We start from the raw sequence: 18,479 nt of genomic DNA, 5'->3' as shown, positions 1-18,479 counted from the left end.
CCGTGGGTTCAAATCCCACACCCACCGCAGGTGATCGGCACTTGACCAGGCAACTTGGTCAGGGGCCGTCTTGTTTCGCCGCACCGTCAAGATACCCGCCGCAGGCGCACCCGCAACGATCCGAACCGGCCGACCCCCTCCCCTCCCTGCATACCGGTCGGTATGCTCGGGCCAGAACCGCGCGTCACCGCCGCCGCCCCGGGAGGGCCCATGTCCCGCACAGCCGCCACCCGTACCGCCCTGCGCATCTGCCCCCTCTGCGAGGCAACCTGCGGGCTGACCCTCACCATCGAGGGCAGCCGCGTCACCGGCGCCCGCGGTGACCGGGAAGACGTCTTCAGTCAGGGCTTCATCTGCCCCAAGGGCGCGTCCTTCGGTGAGCTCGACGCCGACCCCGACCGGCTGCGCACCCCCCTCGTACGCGAGAACGGGGAGCTGCGGGAAGCCAGTTGGGACGAGGCCTTCGACATGATCGCGGCCCGGATCAGGCCGCTGATCGAGGAGTACGGGCCCAATGCCGTCGGCGTCGTACTCGGCAATCCGAACGTCCACACCATGGCCGGCGCGCTCTACCCTCCCGTACTGCTCACGCTCCTCCGCACCCGCAGTCTCTTCACCGCAAGCACCCTGGACCAGATGCCGAAGCACGTCTCCAGCGGACTGCTCTTCGGTAACGCCGTCGCCATCCCCGTGCCCGATCTGGACCGCACCGATCATCTGCTGCTGCTCGGCGCCAACCCTCTGGACTCCAACGGCAGCCTGTGCACCGCCGCCGACTTCCCCGGCAAGCTCAAGGCGCTGCGCAAGCGCGGCGGCACACTGACCGTCGTGGACCCGCGCAGCACCCGCACGGCGCAGCTGGCCGACCGGCATGTCGCCATCCGGCCGGGGACCGACGCCCTGCTGCTCGCGGCCATCGCGAACGTCCTCTTCGAGGAGAAGCTCACCGACCTCGGGGCGCTCGAAGCGCACGTCGAGCAGGTGGCCGAAGTCGACGAAGCCGTGCGGGAGTTCACCCCGGCCGCGGTCGCCGCCGCGTGCGACATGGACGCCGAGGAGATCCGTACGATCGCGCGCGAGCTCGCAGCCGCCCCCACCGCCGCCGTCTACGGCCGCGTCGGCAGCTCCACCGTCGAATACGGCACCCTCACCAACTGGCTGGTGGACGTGCTCAATGTCCTCACGGGCAATCTCGACCGCCCCGGTGGCGCGCTCTTCCCCCTTGCCGCCACCGACCGCGCGCCCCGCCCCGCCGCCCCCGGCAAGGGCTTCACGCTCGGCCGCTGGGCCTCCAGGGTCAGCGGCCACCCCGAGGCCAAGAGCGAACTGCCCATGGCCGCGCTCGCCGAGGAGATCGACACCCCGGGAGACGGCCGGATCCGTGCGGTGATCTCGCTGGCCGCCAACCCGGTGCTGTCCGCGCCCGACGGCGACCGGCTCGACCGGGCGCTGGGCGCGCTCGACTTCATGGTCAGCGTCGACCCGTATCTCAATGAGACATCCCGGCACGCGGATGTGGTGCTGCCCCCGCCGCCGCCGTCCCAGAGCGCGCACTTCGACTTCGCCTTCAACGCCTTCGCCGTACGCAACCAGGCCCGCTACAGCCCGGCCGCCGTCCCCATCGAGGAGGGCAGGCTCGGCGAGTGCGAGATCCAGGCCCGCCTGGTGCTCGCCGTCGGCGGCATGCACGGCGCACCGCCGGAGGCCGTCGACGACATGGTCATCGAGAACACCCTCACCAAGGCCGTCGCCGACCCGCACTCCCCGGTCCACGGCCAGGACGTCAAGGAACTGACCGCGCAGCTCACCGGCCGCACCGGGCCCGAGCGGCGCCTGGACATGATGCTGCGCCTCGGTCCGTACGACCTGACCCTCGACACGCTCCTGCAGAGCCCGCACGGCGTCGACCTCGGGCCGCTCCAGCCCCGCATCGAGCAGGTGCTCAGGACCCGCAGCGGACGTGTCGAGCTGCTGCCGGGCCCCATCGCCGCCGATCTGCCGAGGCTGAGGCGGGCGCGGGACGAGCGGCCCACCGCACTCGTCCTCGTCGGCCGCCGTCATCTGCGCTCCAACAACAGCTGGATGCACAACGTCGCCACGCTCAACGGCGGCTCCAACCGCTGCACCCTCCAGGTCCACCCCGACGACGCGGCCCGTCTGGGTCTCGAGGACGGCGCCCCCGCCCGTATCACCGCGGACGGTGGCCAGGTCGAGGCCCCGGTGGAGATCACCGATGCGGTACGGACCGGAGTGGTGAGCCTGCCGCACGGCTGGGGGCACGACCGGCCGGGCACCCGGATGTCGGTGGCCGCCGCGCGTCCCGGAGTCAATGTCAATCAGCTGCTCGACGGCTCGCGGCTCGACCCGCTGTCCGGCACCGCTGTGCTCAACGGTTTCCCCGTCCGTCTATCACCACTGCGATGACCTGGGGTTTTGCTCGTATTGCTCACACGTCAACATCTTGTTAACGGCTCTTGGAGGCACCTAACGTCATCCGAACCGCCGCTCCGGTGGGAGTTCAAGGATGAACGTTAGGTGTCCCCCATGCTGACAATCCTCGGCTTCGCCATGATTGCGACCTTCCTGGTCCTGATCATGATGAAGAAGATGTCGCCCATCGCGGCGCTGGTCCTCATCCCCGCACTCTTCTGCGTATTCGTCGGGAAGGGCGCGCACCTCGGTGACTACGTCATCGAAGGTGTCGGGAACCTCGCCCCCACCGCGGCGATGCTGATGTTCGCGATCGTCTACTTCGGCGTGATGATCGACGTGGGTCTCTTCGACCCGATCGTCCGCGGCATTCTGCGCTTCTGCAAGGCGGATCCGCTGCGCGTCGTGGTCGGTACGGCGTTGCTCGCCGCGATCGTCTCGCTCGACGGCGACGGCTCCACCACCTTCATGATCACCGTTTCGGCGATGTACCCGCTCTACAAGCGCCTCAAGATGAGCCTGGTCGTGATGACCGGCGTCGCCGCCATGGCCAACGGCGTGATGAACACCCTCCCCTGGGGCGGCCCCACCGCCCGTGCGGCGACCGCGCTGAAGGTGGATGCGGGCGACATCTTCGTCCCGATGATCCCGGCGCTCGGTGTCGGACTGCTCTTCGTCTTCGCCCTCTCCTATGTGCTGGGCCGGCGCGAGCGCAAGCGCCTGGGTGTCCTCACCCTCGACGAGGTGCTGGGGCCGGAGACCGAGACGGTCCTGGTCAAGGCCGGTGGCGGCGGCAGTGAAGGGCGAGCCACCTCCGGAAGCGCCACCTCCGCAAGTGCCGGTTCCGGTACGGATGTTCCCCAGCAGGACGAGGGCGACGACGGCTTCAAGGGCCTCGACCCGAACCGTGCGACCCTGCGCCCCAAGCTGTACTGGTTCAACGCGGCCCTCACGGTCACCCTGCTCACCGCGATGATCATGGAGTGGCTGCCGATCCCGGTGCTGTTCCTGCTCGGCGCCGCGCTCGCCCTGACGGTCAACTACCCGAAGATGACCGACCAGAGGGCGCGGATCGCCGCCCATGCCGAGAACGTCCTCAACGTCGCAGGCATGGTCTTCGCCGCCGCCGTCTTCACCGGAGTCCTCACCGGCACCGGCATGGTCAAGCACATGGCGGACTGGCTCGTCGGCGCCATCCCCGAGGGGATGGGCCCGCACATGGCGCTCGTCACCGGCGTCCTGAGCATCCCGCTCACCTACTTCATGTCGAACGACGGTTTCTACTTCGGTGTCCTGCCGGTCCTCGCCGAGGCTGGCTCCGCGCACGGCGTCACCTCGCTGGAGATCGCCCGCGCCTCGCTCACCGGCCAGGTCCTGCACATGTCGAGCCCGCTCGTCCCCGCCGTGTACGTCCTCGTCGGCATGGCCAAGGTCGAATTCGGCGACCACACGAAGTTCGTCGTCAAGTGGGCCGCGCTCACCTCGCTGATCGTGCTCGGTTCCGGAATCCTCTTCGGCATCATCTGATGCCTTCCAGGGGCTGGCTGCTGCGCCTCGTCATCGCCTTCGGCTTCGCGCAGGGGGCGGTGTCGATGGCGCGGCCCGCGGTCTCCTACCGGGCGCTCGCCCTCGGCGCGGACGAACGCGCGATCGGTCTGATCGCCGGTGTGTACGCGCTGCTTCCCCTGTTCGCCGCCGTACCGCTGGGGCGCAGGACGGACCACGGGCGGTGTGCACCACTGCTTCCCATCGGTGTCGTCCTGATCTCCGGCGGGTGTGCCCTCAGCGGTACGGCGGTCTCGCTCTTCGCCATGGCGGCCTGGAGCGGGGTGATGGGCCTCGGCCATCTCTGCTTCGTCATCGGCGCCCAGTCGATCGTCGCCCGCCAGTCCGCACCCGCCGAACAGGACCGCAACTTCGGCCACTTCACCATCGGCGCCTCGCTCGGCCAGCTCGTCGGACCGATCGCCGCGGGCGTGGTGATCGGCGGCGACATGGCCCGCACCAGCGCACTCGCCCTGGTCGTCTCTGCGGCCGTCGCCGCCGTCTCGTTCACCTCGCTGTGGCGCATCGAAGGCCGTACGGAGGCACGCGCGGCCCGCGACAGCCGGCCGAAGGTCCCCGTCCACCGCATCCTGCGCGCCCGGGGCGTCCCGGCCGGGATCTTCATCAGCCTCGCCGTGCTCTCCGCCACCGACATCCTCACCGCCTATCTGCCGGTGATCGGCGAACACCGAGGCATCGCACCCGCGACCATCGGTCTGCTGCTGAGCCTGCGCGCAGCCGCCACCATCGCCTGCCGCCTGGTGATGACCCCGATGATCCGTCTCCTCGGCCGTACGGCGCTGATGACCGTGACCTGTCTGCTCGGCGGACTGCTGTGCGCGGGCATCGCGCTGCCCGTCACCGGTCTGGACGCTCGCCCTGATGCTCGCCGTCCTCGGCTTCTGCCTGGGCGTCGGCCAGCCGCTGTCGATGACGACGGTCGTCCAGGCCGCCCCGGCCGACGCGCGATCGACCGCGCTCGCCCTGAGACTGACCGGAAATCGCCTCGGCCAGGTCGCCGCGCCCGCATCCGCGGGACTGGTTGCGGGCATCGCGGGCACGGCGGCTCCCTTCGTCATGCTGGGCGTACTGCTTCTGGCGGCGGCCGGAATGGCCACCCGGCAGCCGGGCCGCCCGGATCGTCCTGGAGCCGACAGCCCCAGGGCAGGTGGGCTGCCGCGCCCGCCGGGTGCGGACGCCTCCGTACAAAAAGCCCAGCCCCAACCTTCGCGCGACTCATTCCCTGACCGGGAGTAGTCGGCTAGTTTCAGGCGTCTCAGTCGCTCCTCCTCTTCCCCTGGCGGAACTTATGAGTCGCGCCATCTCTCTGCGCAGCGTCAGCAAGAGGTACGAGCGCGCCAGTCGCGCCGTCGACCGTTTCTCCCTCGACATCGAGCCGGGGGAGTTCGTGGTGCTGCTCGGCCCTTCGGGCTGCGGCAAGTCGACCGTGCTGCGCATGATCGCGGGCCTGGAGGACATCACCGAGGGGGAGTTGCTGCTGGACGGTGAGTACGCCAACCACATTCCGCCCCGCGAGCGCGCCATGGCGATGGTGTTCCAGAACTTCGCGCTCTACCCGAGCATGACCAACCGCGAGAACATCGGCTTCCCGCTGCGGCTGGAGAACCCGCGCGCGGACTGCGGCCCGCAGATCGAGGCCACCGCCCGGATGCTCGGCATCGAGGACGTCCTGGACCGCTACCCCAATCAGCTGTCCGGCGGCGAACGCCAGCGGGTCGCGATGGGCCGGGCCATCTCCCGAAGACCCTCCGTCTTTCTGATGGACGAGCCGCTGTCCAACCTCGACGCCAAGCTGCGCAACCATCTGCGGGCCGAAATAGCCCATCTCACCGCCGAGTTGGGGGTGACGACCGTGTACGTGACGCACGACCAGGCCGAGGCGATGTCGCTCGGCGACCGGGTGGCGGTGATGCGCGGCGGCGTACTCCAGCAGGTGAGCACCCCGCGCGAGACCTACGCCCTGCCCGAGAACGTCTTCGTCGCCGCGTTCATCGGCACACCGCGCATCAATCTGCTGCAGGCCGTCGTCTATGCGCCGCTGGACGGCCGGATGTCCATCGACCTCGGCAGACAGCGGCTTCCGCTGCCCGAACCGCTCAGCGCCGACCACCAGTTGCTCCGTATTCAGCAGGGCAGGCAGATCATCGTCGGCCTGCGCTCGGAGGCCACCCGCATCGCTCCGCCGAGCCAGGCCCGTCCGGGAGAGGTCGCGCTGACCGGCATCGTCGAGCACATGGAGTACCAGGGCCATGAGGCACTGGTGTATTTCAACACCGGCTCGCAGCCTGCCGTGGTCGCCGACCTGGAGTCGCCCCGGCCGCAGGGCTCCGTACGCAGGCGCCGGAGCCGCAGTGGCCCCGGCATGCTGACCCGGCTCAAGGAGCGCGCGGTCGCCCATGTCTCGGGGCCGGTCGTGGCGCTGGACGACCCGGAGCCGCGGCCACAGACCCTCGCCGCCGAGCGCCCGGCCGTGGCCACGAGCGATCTGGTCGTGCGGACGGGACCCGATGTGTGGCTGCGCACCGGCGCGCAGGTGCCGCTCCTCGTCGATCTCGCGCATCTGTATGTCTTCGACCACCACGGCCGCAGGATCTGCCCTGCGCCGCTCGACCTCCCGGGCCTGGACGCCTGACGCGTCCCGGCTACGCTTCAGGGGGTGCCGTTGGGATCTTGCCGGGTTCGCGTGCCCTGGCACGCACTCCCCCGTAGCCCTTCGGGCACGGGAGGTGCCCCCACGCTGCGTTGTCGTCAGTCGCCGACGCTCCGCGTCGGCTCCTTCCTCCGCCTTGCGATCGCACGCACCGCAGTGACATCAGCCGCTCCGCGGCGGGCCGCTCACTGATCCGGCCTGATCGACCGGACAGGACCCAGGGGCCCCGCCCGGACCCCGTGCGGGGGCTCCGCCCCCGAACCCCCGTGCGCTCAAACGCCGGCGGGGCTGGATTGCCTCGCCGCGTGGAGGGCCTCGGACCACCAGAGCAGCTGGTCCAGCATCACCTTCGCCGCTGCGTTCGGGGCGTCCGGGGCGTGCAACGTGCCGTCAGGGGCGAAGAGTTCGTAGTACCTCGGGAACGAGACGTAGTCCCGGACCGTATGCGCATGCAGTTCGCTGAAGACCTGGCGCAGCTGTTCCATCGCCAGAAGCCCGCCGCTCGCCCCGCTGTAGCCGACGAAGCCGATCGCCTTCGCCTGCCACTCGGTGTAGTGCCAGTCGATGGCCGCCTTCAGCGACGCCGGGAAGCTGCGGTTGTAGTCCGGGGTCACCACGACGAACGCGTCGGCCGCCCCGAGCCGCCGGGTGAGGTCCGCCAGCTCCGCCGGGCGGTCCATGTCGGGCTGGAGCGCCGGAGGGGTCGGCGGCAGTTCCAGGGGGGGTGGTGTGTCCGCGAGGTCGATGACGTCGACCGCGAACCGGCCGTGCTGCTCTGCCTGTTCGGCGAACCACTGCGCCACCACCGGGCCGAACCGGCCCTCCCTGACACTGCCGATGATCACTACGAGGTTGAGGGTGTCACTGGTCATGACTGTGCTCCGTCCGGAAGGTTTCGGGGCGACCCTGGCGGTCACGCAGAACAAACTGCCCGTCCCGCGCCACCCCAGGAAGGCCGCCCCGATGCTGGTAGCAGCAGGGCCACCCTCCCGTCCGCTCCGGCTGTTACGTTCGAAAGGTGAGCGACAACGAGCTGGGCATCTTCCTGCGTACGCGCCGCGAGGCCGTCACCCCCGCGCAGGTCGGGCTGCCCGCCGGAGCCCGGCGGCGTACGCCCGGGCTGCGCCGGACCGAGGTCGCCACGCTCGCCGGGGTCAGTGTCGAATACGTGACCCGGCTCGAGCAGGGCCGCGACCGCCGGCCGTCCGCGCAGGTGCTCTCCGCGCTGGCCGACGTGCTGCGGCTGAGCGCGAGCGAACGTATCCATGTGCACCGCCTCACCAAGGCGGCCGACCGCGGCTTCACCTGCATGGGCGGCGCATCGCCCAACCGCACCGTGCGCCCCACCGTGCAGGCTCTGCTCGACCGTCTCGAGCCTGCGCCCGCCCTGCTGATCAACAGGGCGAGCGAGATCCTCGCCTGGACTCAGGCGTACGAGCGGCTCGCGCGCCCGATCGGACTCCTGGACGGCAGCCCGCCCAACCTCGCGCGCTTCGTCTTCACCGACGAACGGGCACGGGCCGCCTATCCGGACTGGGCCCGTGTGGCGGACCAGCAGGTCGCCGCGCTCAAGCAGGGGCCGTTCCGGACTGATCCCCATGTGGGCGCGCTGGCCGACGAGCTGGCGCTCACCGCGGGCGCGGCCTTCGCCGAGCGGGTGGAGTCCGTACCCGGCCTGCCCGAGTCCAGCGGCATCGTACGGCTGGTGCATCCCGAGGCGGGCGAGCTTCGCCTGGCATACGAAACTCTCGAGCTGCCCGCCGACGACGACCAGCGGCTTCTGGTCCATCTCCCGGCCGACAACGTCACATCCGCCGCACTGGACCGTCTCACCGGCCGCACGCCGGGCGGACTCCGCGCCGTCTGATCAGTGACTCTCTCCGGACACCCAGCAGGTGAACATTGTTGCTGTATCGCTAAATTGACGGTGTGACGGCTGAGACGGGGGTGACGGAAACGATCATTTTCGGGCAGAGTTGATGCGCCCTGTCACCCCCACTCAGGACGCACGGAGACCCGATGGAGAACAGCCTCGTCAGATTCGACGAGACACAAGTGCCGATCTACTACTCGCGCAAGACCGAAGACATCCTGCACAAGTACGGCCCCGGTCCCCGTATCCACTTCCACATGGGTCTCTTCGCCCCCGGCGAGGCTCCCAACACCACCGTCTCCCAGCGTGCGCTGAAGCAGCGCATCGTCGCCTCCCAGGAGGCCATAGTCGAACACGCGGCCCGCAGTTGGGGCGCGTACACCGCACCGCCCGGCCGCCTCCTCGACATAGGCTGCGGCGTCGGTGGCGGCTCGATCTACTGGGCACAGGAGCACGGCGCCAAGGTCACCGGACTCACCGTCGCAGGTGAACACATCCCCCTCATCGAGGATCTCGCCCGGCAGGCGGGCGTCACCGGCCGCGTCAGGCCTCGCCTCGTTGACGTTCACGACTTCACCCCGGGCAAGAAGAAGTACGACGCCGCGTACGCCAACGAGAGCTCCGGCTACATGGACCGCGAGCGCCTCTTCCAGGTCGTGGCCGCATCCCTGAGACCCGGCGGCTGGTTCGGAATCCAGGAGCACTTCATCTGCCGCCCCGAGTGGACCGACTTCATCGACGGCTACTACAAGACTCGGCTGGGCACCCTCAGCGAGTACATATACGCCGCCGAGGCGGCCGGCTTCGAGCTGGAGCAGGACGAGGACGTCACCGATCGGGTCGCCGAGTTCTGGGTGCAGTCCATGGCCTGGAACACCGCGGAGCTGGAGCGGGCGGAGCACGGAGTCGAGCGCCACGCCTGGTCCCGTGAGCGGCTGATGGAGTCGACGATCACGCACGGCAAACTCTTCCGCGTCTGGCGCGACCACGCGATGGAGACCCGGTTGCTTCTCTTCCGGCTGGGCGGGGGCCACTGACCGATGCCTCCCGTGTACGCGAAGGACAGTGGCGCCTCCCGGATCGGCTGGCAACTGCCGCCGTTCTACTGCCCCTTCAACGAGAAGCTGATCCACGCCAAGGCGGCCGAGCTGGAGGAGCGCGCCGTCGCCTGGATCGACGAATTCGGCATCTATCCCGACGCCACCGAGCGCGCCTGGGGGCTCGCCACCCACAGCGCCGACTTCACCAGCCGGATCATTCCCTACGGCGACGTCGAGCCGATCCTGCTGTTCATCGAGTGGAACTACTGGGCCAACGCCGTCGACGACTGGCAGGACTCCGGCTCCACCGCCACCCGGACCGCCGACATCGCCGACCACAGCGTGCGCCTGGTGCGTGCCATCGAGGCGCCGGGATCGCAGCTGCTGCCCAAGGGCCCGCTCACCACCGCGCTCGACGATCTGGTGGCACGGACCCGGGCCATGCTCACGCCCTTCCAGCTGCGCCGCTTCACCGAGGGCACCAGGGACTGGCTCTTCGGCGCGGGCTGGCAGACCTCCAACGCCGAGCGGAACGTCATGCCGAGCCTGAACGACTTCGCGGCGATGCGGATGTCCGTCAACGGCACCCGCTTCACACTCACCTGGTGCGACGCGGCCAACGGCATCCACGTGCCGGCAGACGTTCTGTACTCGGCTCCGGTCCAGGCGCTGACCGACGCCGCAGGCTTCATCGTCTCCTGCGACAACGACCTCTACTCGTACAACAAGGAGGACCACCAGGACCCCTGGGAGCAGAACCTGCTCAATGTGGTCGCCCGGCACGAGGGATGCACACCGGCCGAGGCGATCGTGCCCGCGGTGGCCCTGCGGGACCGGGCCATGACCCTTTTCGTACGGCTCAGGGAGCAGCTCTGCACCGGCGCGGACGAGCAGCTCACCCGCTACCTCGACTCGCTCGGCCACTATGTGTCCGGCTGTATCGAATGGCAGAACCTGGCGCCTCGCTACGCCAGCCCGCGCAACCGCAACGAGCTTCCGGCCGAGGGTGCTTCGTACGACATCACCTGGCGGGACACCCCGAGCGACCCGAGCGCCGAGCCGCTGCCGATCCCGGCGATCGCCTGGTGGTGGCAGCAGCTCGACGCCTGACGGTCAGCGGCGCAGCAGTCGGGCCCACCAAGAACGTGCCGTCCGTCCGCTGTCCCGGGGAGCCGGAGCCGGGGCCGGGGCGGGCGGCACGACTGCTTGGGGCAGCGGTTCCGCCTTGGGCGTACCGGGCACGGCCGAGGACGCCGTGACGGAGGAACCGCCCGGAGTGAACGACACGGGCAGCGCAATCAGCTGCCGGGACATCAGGGACGACTCCCAGCTCAACTCGGCCACCAAGACGCCCAGTTGGAGGTCAGGCAGCCGGGCTAGGAGTGCGTCGATGCCGGTGTCGGCGATGGCCCGGCCGATGTCCTGGCCCGGGCACTCGTGCGGCCCTCCGCTGAACGCCAGGTGCGAACGGTTGCCGTGCACGGGCTGCGACAGGTCCGGCCGGATCTCCGGGTCGACATTGCCCGCCGCGAGGCCGAGCAGCAGCATGTCGCCGGCCTTGATCTGCCGGCCGCCCAGTTCGGTGTCGCCGGTCGCCCAGCGGCCCAGCACCGTGGCGAGCGGCGGCTCGTCCCACAGCACCTGCTCCAGCGCGTCCGGCAGCGTCATGTGGCCGCCCGACAGGCTGGCGCGGAAGCGGCGGTCGGTGAGCACCATGCGAAGGGTGTTGGCGATCAGGTTCGCGGTGGTGGCGAACGCGGCGATCAGCACCAGCCGCAGATGCTCGATGATCTCGTCCCCGGTGAGCGAGGTGGAGTGCTCGAGAAGCCAGGAGGCGAAGTCCCGCCCGGGCACGGCCCGTTTGCGCTCCACCAGCGCCTTCAGCGCAACGGTGACGTACTCGTTGCTGGCGACCGCGGTCTCGGTGCCCTTGATCATGTCGCGGGCAGCCTCGACCAGGCGCGGGCCGTAGGAGTCGGGCATGCCGACCAGCTGGGTCATCACCAGCATGGGCAGCGGCTCCGCGAAGTCCGTGACCAGATCGGCCCGTCCGCGCTCGGCGAAGCAGTCGATGAGCTGGTCCGCGAAACGCTTCACATAGCGGCGGATTCCGCGCCGGTCGAAGCGCTCCAGGGATTCGGTGACCGCACCGCGCAGCCGCTCGTGCTCCATGCCGTCGGCGAAGTTGCACACCGGCTGCCAGGCGGCGACCGGCGTCAGCGGATGGTCCGCCGGGACATTGCCGTCCTGCATGTCGCGCCAGCGGCGCGAGTCGCGAGAGAACCGCGAGGGCGTACGGGCCACATCCAGGTTCTCCCGGTGCCCGAGCACCAGCCAGGCCGGCAGGTCGCCCTGGACGAGGACCGGGGCCACCGCGCCGTGCTCGGCGCGCAGCTTCTCGTACAGGCCCGTGGGATCGGCCTCGGCCTCCGGGCCGTACAGCCGGTGCGCGGGGCAGCCCGGCGGGGGCGTGGGCGTGGTCACGAGGCCTCCTTGGCAACGGCAAGAGACTGCAGATACCGCATCAGCGTCATCAGCACGTCGCGGCTGGACGCGCGCGTACGCGCGTCGCAGTCGACGATCGGTACGGACGCCGGCAGATCGAGGGCGCCCCGCACCTCGTCCAGCGGATAAACCGGCGCGTCCGGGAAGGAGTTGACGGCCACCACGAACGGCACCCCGCGCTCCTCCAGGCGGCCGATGACGTCGAAGCTGACCTCGAGGCGGCGGGTGTCGACCAGCACCACCGCGCCCAGGGCACCCTCGAACAGCCCGCGCCACAGGAACCAGAAGCGCTCCTGACCAGGCGTGCCGAACAGGTACAGCACCAGCTCCTCGTTGATGCTGATGCGGCCGAAGTCCATGGCGACGGTCGTCGAGGTCTTGCGCTCCACACCCGCCGTGTCGTCGACGCCGGCCCCGGCCTGGGTCATCGTCTCCTCGGTGGTCAGCGGCCGGATCTCGCTCACCGAGCCGACCAGGGTCGTCTTGCCGACTCCGAAGCCGCCCACGATGACCACCTTGACGGCGGCGGTGGCCGTCTCCGGCAGCACGTCCTCGCTGCGCGGCCCAACGGCCTGCTCAGAGCTTCTGAAGTCCATCGATCACTGCCTCAATCAAAGCGCGGTCGGGGAGTTTGGCGGGCTTGACGGGTGCGCGGGCCAGTACCCGGTCCTCGGCCAGCAGATCGCTGAGCAGCACGGCGACGACGCTCACCGGAAGGCTCAGATACGCGGAGATCTCGGCCACCGAGAGCGGAGCCTGGCAGAGCCGGATGATCGCGGCCTGCTCGGGCTGCATACCGGGGCGAGAACCCGACTTGGCCACGATCAGCGTGACCAGGTCGAGTGCGGTGGGCGCGGAGGAGCCGCTGCGGCCGCCCGTGATGACGTAGAGCCGCTCGGGACTGTTCTCCTCCCAGTCCCCGCCCGGGTTGCTCACGCGGTGTGCCCCTCGTGCCGCGGCGGCGTGCTCATGTGCTCTCCGATCCGCAGCACGAGGTCCCGCATCCGCTGTCCCATCAGCCCGGCGTCGACCCCTTCGTCGGCCAGCACGGCGAGAAACGCGCCCGGGCCCGCCGCCATCAGATAGAAGAAGCCGCCGCTCATCTCGATGACGACGAGGTGCATCCGGCCGTCGCTGTGCGGCAGTTCGGAGGCAACGGCGCCCGCGAGGCTCTGCAGCCCGGCGCAGGCGGCGGCCAGCCGGTCCGCGGTGTCGGTGTCCGCGCCGTACTGCGCCATGCGCAGCCCGTCGGCGGACAGAACGACCACGTTTCTGGTCTGGGGTACGCCCTCTGCCAGGTCCTTGAGCATCCAGTCCATGTTGGTCTGGGTGGAATGCTGCTGAATCATGGCTGCGTGTTTCCCTTGCTCGTCTGGGTGGTCTCACCGGCGAGGCCGCTCTGGAAGGCGCTCAGCCACATGCCGGGCTGCACCGCGGGTGCTGCCTCCGGCTCGGGCTCGCCGGTCGCGGCAGGGTCGGTGACGGGGGCCTTGCGGCGCCGCTGCGGCAGACCGGTCGGGGTCCGTTCGTTCACGACGGAGACCTCTGCGTCCGCGTGGGGGTGCGGCTCCACCTGGGCGTGGAGGGCGGGTCCGGTCACCGGCCTCGACGGGCGCTGCTCGGTGACCGTGCCGGCCACGCGGGGGCCGGAGGACGCGCCGATGCCGTGCGCCAGACCGGTCGCCGACGACGTGGTGGTGATCAGTGCCTGCGGGACGACGAGTACGGCACGCACACCGCCGTAGGCCGACGAGCGCAGCGAGACCTGGAATCCGTACACCTGCGACAGCCGGCCGACAACGGCGAGACCGAGGCGGGGCGTCTCGCCCAGGTCGTTGACATCGATGCCCTGCTGGGCCTGGCGGAGCATGCGCTCGGCCCGCTTGCGGGCCTCCTCGCTCATGCTCACACCGCCGTCCTCGATCTCGATGGCGATGCCAGACTGCACATCGACGGCGGTCAGATGGACCTTGGCCTGCGGCGGTGAGTAGCGGGTCGCGTTGTCGAGCAGCTCGGCGAGCGCATGGATCAGCGGCTCGACGGCGGTGCCGACGACGGCGACCTCGGAGACCGAGTGGAGTTCCACGCGCTGGTAGTCGATGATCCGCGACATGGCGCCGCGCATCACGCTGTAGAGCGGTACGGCCTTGCTCCACTGGCGGCCGGGCCGCGCACCGCCGAGCACGGCGATGGAGTCGGCGAGCCGGCCGATCAGGGCGGTGCCGTGGTCGATCCGCAGCAGATCGCCGAAGACCTCGGGCGACTTGCCGTGCCGGTCCTCCATCTCCCGCAGTTCCTGAGCCTGTTGGTGGACGATGGCCTGCACTCGACGGGCGATGTTCACGAAGGCGCGCTGTGCGGACTCGCGCAGATCCTCCTCGGCGACGACCGCGTCGAGCACCGAGCTCAGCACCGCCTGATGCTCGGCCGGGGCGTCGAGCGATTCGAGCACGTCCTCGGGGAACTCGCCCTTGCGCAGCCGCTCCACCACCTGTGGCAGCAGCTCGCCGGCCAGCCGTGCGGTCTCGGCCTGCTGCCGTGACAGCACAGCCTCCCGCTCGGCGAGCCGGGCGCTCAGCTCCTCGATCCGCCGGCCTCGCCGCGCCACTTCGGCGCAGGCGACGGCGACGAGTGCGACGGCCGCGACGCCGATCCAGACCACGGCGGTGCGCGCCGTGGCGGGGACCAGGACAGCGGCCAGCACAGTGCCCGCGGCGGTCACGGCGACGGGCAGGAGCCACCCGAATGCGGCCGCATTCCGCGGACTTCCGGTCGACTTTTCTTGTCGAACCATCAGCACCCTCAAACCATCGAACCGGAAAGATCATATGACGATTGGCGGGAGCATATCTCGCTGTGGTTAAGGGAGATGACGCCGGGTCATTGAATTGGCGGGATGTTCACGCGCACCCTGAAACGGAATGCGCCCCAGGCCATTCGGCCCGGGGCGCCTGCCTGCGCGGTTGTGCGGTGAGGTCCCGTCCGGTCGATCGGACCGGATCAGCGAGCGTGCGTGCCGGGGCACGCGAGCCCGGCGAGATCGGCCGGACAGGACCTGGACGGTTATGCGGCGGCCGCGTCCGCCGCCTGCGCGTTCAGCGCACGCTCGATGCCCGCGCGCGACTCCGAGATGAGCCGCCGCAGCGCGGGGCTCGGGCCGGCCGATTCCAGCCATGCGTCCGTCGCGTCCAGCGTGGCCTGCGAGACCTGGAGCGCGGGGTAGAGACCGACCACGATCTGCTGCGCGATCTCGTGGCTGCGCGAGTCCCAGACGTCCTTGACCGCCGCGAAGTACTTCTCGGTGTACGGGGCCAGCAGCTCGCGCTGGTCGGTCTGCACGAAGCCCGAGATGACCGCCTCCTGCACGGCGTTCGGCAGCTTCTCGGACTCCACGACCGACGCCCAGGCCTCGGCCTTCGCCTCGGCGGTCGGCCGGGCCGCGCGCGCCGTCATCGCGTGACGCTTGCCCGCCGCCGTCTTGTCCCGCTCGTACTCGGCCGCGATCTCGTCCTCGTCCAGCTGGCCGACCGCCGCGAGCCGCTCCACGAAGGCCCACCGCAGCTCGGTGTCCACCGCCAGGCCCTCGATCGTCTCGGTGCCGTCGAGCAGCGCCTGCAGCAGGTCCAGCTGCTGCGGCGTGCGCGCGGTCGCCGCGAAGGCGCGCGCCCATGCCAGCTGGTGGTCGCTGCCGGGCTCGGCCGCGTGCAGATGCGCCAGCGTCGCGTCCGTCCACTGCGTGAGCGCCGCCTCGCGCCACTCCGGCGCCGCGTACAGGTCGATCGCGAGCTTCACCTGGCGGTGCAGCGACTGCACGACGCCGATGTCCGACTCCTTGCCGATGCCGGAGAGGACCAGCGCCAGGTAGTCGCGGGTGGCGAGTTCGCCGTCACGCGTCATGTCCCAGGCGGACGCCCAGCACAGCGCGCGCGGCAGCGACTCGGTGAAGTCGCCGAGGTGTTCGGTGACGACCCGCAGCGACTCCTCGTCGAGGCGGACCTTCGCGTACGACAGATCGTCGTCGTTGAGCAGGATCACCGCGGGACGGCGGGTGTTCTGCGGGAACGGCACATCGGTGAGCTCGCCGTCCACGTCCAGCTCGATCCGGCTCGTACGGACCAGCTTGCCGCTCTCGTCGAGGTCGTAGCAGCCGATCGCGATCCGGTGCGGGCGCAGCGTTGGCTCACCCTTGGCGCCGGCGGGCAGCGCCGGGGCCTCCTGGCGTACGGAGAAGGAGGTGACGTAACCCTCCTCCGAGAGCTCCAGCTCCGGGCGCAGGATGTTGATGCCTGCGGTCTCCAGCCACTTCTGCGACCAGGTCTTCAGATCACGGCCGGAGGTCTCCTCCAGCGCGCCCAGCAGGTCGGAGAGCCTGGTGTTGCCGAAGGCGTGGGCCTTGAAGTAGGCCTGCACACCGCGGAAGAACTCGTCCTGACCGACGTACGCCACGAGCTGCTTGAGCACCGACGCGCCCTTGGCGTACGTGATGCCGTCGAAGTTCACGAGTACGTCGTCGAGGTCGCGGATCTCGGCCATGATCGGGTGGGTCGACGGCAGCTGGTCCTGCCGGTACGCCCAGGTCTTCATGGAGTTGGCGAAGGTGGTCCAGGAGTGCGGCCACTTCGAGTCCGGGTGGTAGGCCTGGCACGCGATCGAGGTGTAGGTGGCGAACGACTCGTTCAGCCAGAGGTCGTTCCACCACTCCATGGTGACCAGGTCGCCGAACCACATGTGGGCCAGCTCGTGCAGGATCGTCTCCGCACGCACCTCGTACGCCGCGTCCGTCACCTTCGAGCGGAAGACGTACTGGTCGCGGATGGTGACCGCGCCCGCGTTCTCCATCGCGCCCGCGTTGAACTCCGGCACGAAGAGCTGGTCGTACTTGGCGAAGGGATAGTCGTAGTCGAACTTCTCCTGGAACCACTCGAAGCCCTGGCGGGTGACCTCGAAGATCGCGTCGGAGTCGAGGAACTCGGCGAGCGAGGGGCGGCAGTAGACACCGAGCGGGACGGACTGGCCGTCCTTCTCATAGCTGCTGTGCACCGAGTGGTAGGGGCCGACGATCAGCGCCGTGATGTAGCTGGAGATACGGGGCGTCGGCTCGAAGTGCCAGACGTTGTCCTTGGGTTCAGGGGTGGCGGAGTTCGAGACGACCGTCCAGCCCTCGGGGGCCTTCACGGTGAACTGGAACGTCGCCTTCAGGTCCGGCTGTTCGAAGGAGGCGAAGACGCGGCGCGCGTCCGGCACCTCGAACTGCGTGTAGAGGTATGCCTGCTGGTCCACCGGGTCGACAAAGCGGTGCAGACCCTCACCGGTGTTGGTGTACGCGCAGTCGGCGACGACCTTCAGCTCGTTCGGCCCCGCGTGCAGTTGCGCCAGCGCGATCCGGGAATCCCGGAAGACAGCGGCGACGTCCAGCGCCTTGCCGTTCAGCACCACCTGGTGCACGGCCGGAGCCACCAGGTCGATGAAGCTCTCCGCACCCTCCTCGGCGGAGTCGAAGCGCACTGTGGTCACGGACCGGTAGGTCCCGCCCTCCTGCGCGCCGCTCAGGTCGAGGTCGATCTCGTACGAGTCGACGGTCAGCAGGCTCGCCCGCTGCTGCGCCTCTTCGCGGGTCAGATTCGTGCCAGGCACGCTGTCATCTCCTCGGTTTCGTGACGTTTGCGGCCATCTTTCCACGGGGTGCGGGTGGGCTGTCCGCCCTTAATCCGGGCCTCGTGGAGCGAGGGTTCGGCCCGGTGTTGCGGAGCCGAATTCCATGTCCGTTTTCCGCCGGAATCAGGGCCCCGGAAGCGCCACGCTGAACCCATGAACGAGACACTTTGGACCGCGCGTCCCATCGAGCCCGCCGCACTCAATCAGCTCCGCGACACCGACGACGCGGGCCGCGCGTGCGTCCCGTACACCGACACCGAGGGGGGCGCCCCGCTGCGCTGCTGTCTGCGGCCGAGCGCGACCGGAGAGCGGATCGCCCTCGTCTCGTACGCACCGCTGCGCCGCTGGGCCGCGAAGACCTGGGCCAGGCCCCGTGCGTACGACGAGCAGGGCCCGGTCTTCATCCACGCCGAGGAGTGCGAGGGCCCCGGCGAGCGGGACGGCTACCCTTTCGCCCGGCCGGGCGCGCTGCGGACGCTGCGGCGGTACGACGCGGAGGGGCACATCGCGGGGGGCCGCCTCCTGGAGATCCCGGAGGCGGCGACGGAGGCGTTCGACGAGGCGCTGGGGGAGGCGTTTGCGGACCCGGGGGTGGTGCTGGTCCACGTCAGGGCGGTGGAGTACGGCTGCTTCCAGTTCGAGGTCCGGCGGCCGTAGGGTGGGGGGGGGGGGGGGGCCCCCCCCCCCCCCCCACCCCCCCCCCCCCCCCCCCCCAAAACCAAAAAAAAGAGGGGAGGGGAGGAGAGTGTAAAATGGGGTT

The 18,479-nt window shown here is 69.8% G+C and carries 14 protein-coding genes and 1 pseudogene; 8 read left to right on the top strand and 7 right to left on the bottom strand.

Annotation, left to right across the window (positions count from 1 at the left end):
- Window positions 1–210: 210 nt before the first annotated feature.
- From ABZS64_RS37055 to ABZS64_RS37040, 4 genes and pseudogenes are all read left to right on the top strand, one after another.
- Window positions 211–2,424: a molybdopterin oxidoreductase family protein gene (locus ABZS64_RS37055; RefSeq protein WP_355839268.1), complete on the top strand. Its 2,214-nt coding sequence runs from the start codon at window positions 211–213 to the stop codon at window positions 2,422–2,424.
- A gap of 120 nt (window positions 2,425–2,544) precedes the next feature.
- Entirely contained in the window at window positions 2,545–3,957 is a 1,413-nt protein-coding gene (locus ABZS64_RS37050; protein ID WP_355839266.1) for a citrate:proton symporter, read from the top strand.
- A pseudogene (locus tag ABZS64_RS37045) lies at window positions 3,957–5,232 on the top strand (MFS transporter). Before ABZS64_RS37050 ends, ABZS64_RS37045 begins: the two are co-directional and overlap by 1 nt.
- 52 nt (window positions 5,233–5,284) lie before the next feature.
- The gene (locus ABZS64_RS37040; RefSeq protein WP_355839264.1) at window positions 5,285–6,628 is read left to right on the top strand and encodes an ABC transporter ATP-binding protein; all 1,344 of its coding nucleotides are present in this window, start codon (window positions 5,285–5,287) and stop codon (window positions 6,626–6,628) included.
- Between the two features lie 290 nt (window positions 6,629–6,918).
- Here the strand turns inward: ABZS64_RS37040 and ABZS64_RS37035 are convergent, their stop codons facing one another.
- A complete protein-coding gene (locus ABZS64_RS37035; RefSeq protein ID WP_355839262.1) occupies window positions 6,919–7,518 on the bottom strand; it encodes an NAD(P)H-dependent oxidoreductase in 600 nt (199 codons plus the stop codon).
- A gap of 146 nt (window positions 7,519–7,664) precedes the next feature.
- Between ABZS64_RS37035 and ABZS64_RS37030 the strand changes: the two genes are divergently transcribed.
- From ABZS64_RS37030 to ABZS64_RS37020, 3 genes are all read left to right on the top strand, one after another.
- Window positions 7,665–8,513: a helix-turn-helix transcriptional regulator gene (locus ABZS64_RS37030; RefSeq protein ID WP_355839260.1), complete on the top strand. Its 849-nt coding sequence runs from the start codon at window positions 7,665–7,667 to the stop codon at window positions 8,511–8,513.
- Window positions 8,514–8,665: 152 nt separating this feature from the next.
- Window positions 8,666–9,556, top strand: coding sequence for a methyltransferase domain-containing protein (locus ABZS64_RS37025; RefSeq protein WP_355839258.1), 891 nt, complete (start codon window positions 8,666–8,668; stop codon window positions 9,554–9,556).
- A 3-nt stretch (window positions 9,557–9,559) separates the two neighbouring features.
- On the top strand, window positions 9,560–10,669 hold the full coding sequence (locus ABZS64_RS37020) for a hypothetical protein (RefSeq protein ID WP_355839256.1): 1,110 nt from the start codon (window positions 9,560–9,562) through the stop codon (window positions 10,667–10,669).
- A 3-nt stretch (window positions 10,670–10,672) separates the two neighbouring features.
- Here ABZS64_RS37020 and ABZS64_RS37015 read toward each other — a convergent pair whose 3' ends face one another.
- The 6 genes from ABZS64_RS37015 to pepN all read right to left on the bottom strand — a co-directional run bounded on the left by ABZS64_RS37015 (window position 10,673) and on the right by pepN (window position 17,698).
- Window positions 10,673–12,043 carry a cytochrome P450 gene (locus ABZS64_RS37015; RefSeq protein ID WP_355839254.1) on the bottom strand — a complete coding sequence of 457 codons (1,371 nt, stop codon included), beginning with the start codon at window positions 12,041–12,043 and terminating at the stop codon, window positions 10,673–10,675.
- The gene (locus ABZS64_RS37010) at window positions 12,040–12,660 is read right to left on the bottom strand and encodes an ATP/GTP-binding protein (RefSeq protein ID WP_355839252.1); all 621 of its coding nucleotides are present in this window, start codon (window positions 12,658–12,660) and stop codon (window positions 12,040–12,042) included. The genes ABZS64_RS37015 and ABZS64_RS37010 overlap by 4 nt, the downstream gene beginning before the upstream one ends.
- Window positions 12,641–13,000, bottom strand: coding sequence for a DUF742 domain-containing protein (locus ABZS64_RS37005; RefSeq protein WP_355839250.1), 360 nt, complete (start codon window positions 12,998–13,000; stop codon window positions 12,641–12,643). The genes ABZS64_RS37010 and ABZS64_RS37005 overlap by 20 nt, the downstream gene beginning before the upstream one ends.
- The gene (locus tag ABZS64_RS37000) at window positions 12,997–13,413 is read right to left on the bottom strand and encodes a roadblock/LC7 domain-containing protein (protein ID WP_355839248.1); all 417 of its coding nucleotides are present in this window, start codon (window positions 13,411–13,413) and stop codon (window positions 12,997–12,999) included. Before ABZS64_RS37000 ends, ABZS64_RS37005 begins: the two co-directional genes overlap by 4 nt.
- Entirely contained in the window at window positions 13,410–14,858 is a 1,449-nt protein-coding gene (locus tag ABZS64_RS36995) for an ATP-binding protein (RefSeq protein ID WP_355839246.1), read from the bottom strand. Before ABZS64_RS36995 ends, ABZS64_RS37000 begins: the two co-directional genes overlap by 4 nt.
- 269 nt (window positions 14,859–15,127) lie before the next feature.
- Entirely contained in the window at window positions 15,128–17,698 is a 2,571-nt protein-coding gene (gene pepN / locus ABZS64_RS36990) for an aminopeptidase N (protein WP_355839244.1), read from the bottom strand.
- A gap of 174 nt (window positions 17,699–17,872) precedes the next feature.
- Here pepN and ABZS64_RS36985 point away from each other — a divergent pair, with 174 nt between their 5' ends.
- Window positions 17,873–18,376: a DUF1203 domain-containing protein gene (locus ABZS64_RS36985; protein ID WP_355839242.1), complete on the top strand. Its 504-nt coding sequence runs from the start codon at window positions 17,873–17,875 to the stop codon at window positions 18,374–18,376.
- Window positions 18,377–18,479 lie beyond the last annotated feature (103 nt).

Origin of the sequence: Streptomyces sp. NPDC005408 (assembly GCF_040606445.1) — a bacterium.
Classification (GTDB): Bacteria; Actinomycetota; Actinomycetes; order Streptomycetales; family Streptomycetaceae; genus Streptomyces.
This window is presented reverse-complemented; position numbering and strand designations above follow the sequence as displayed.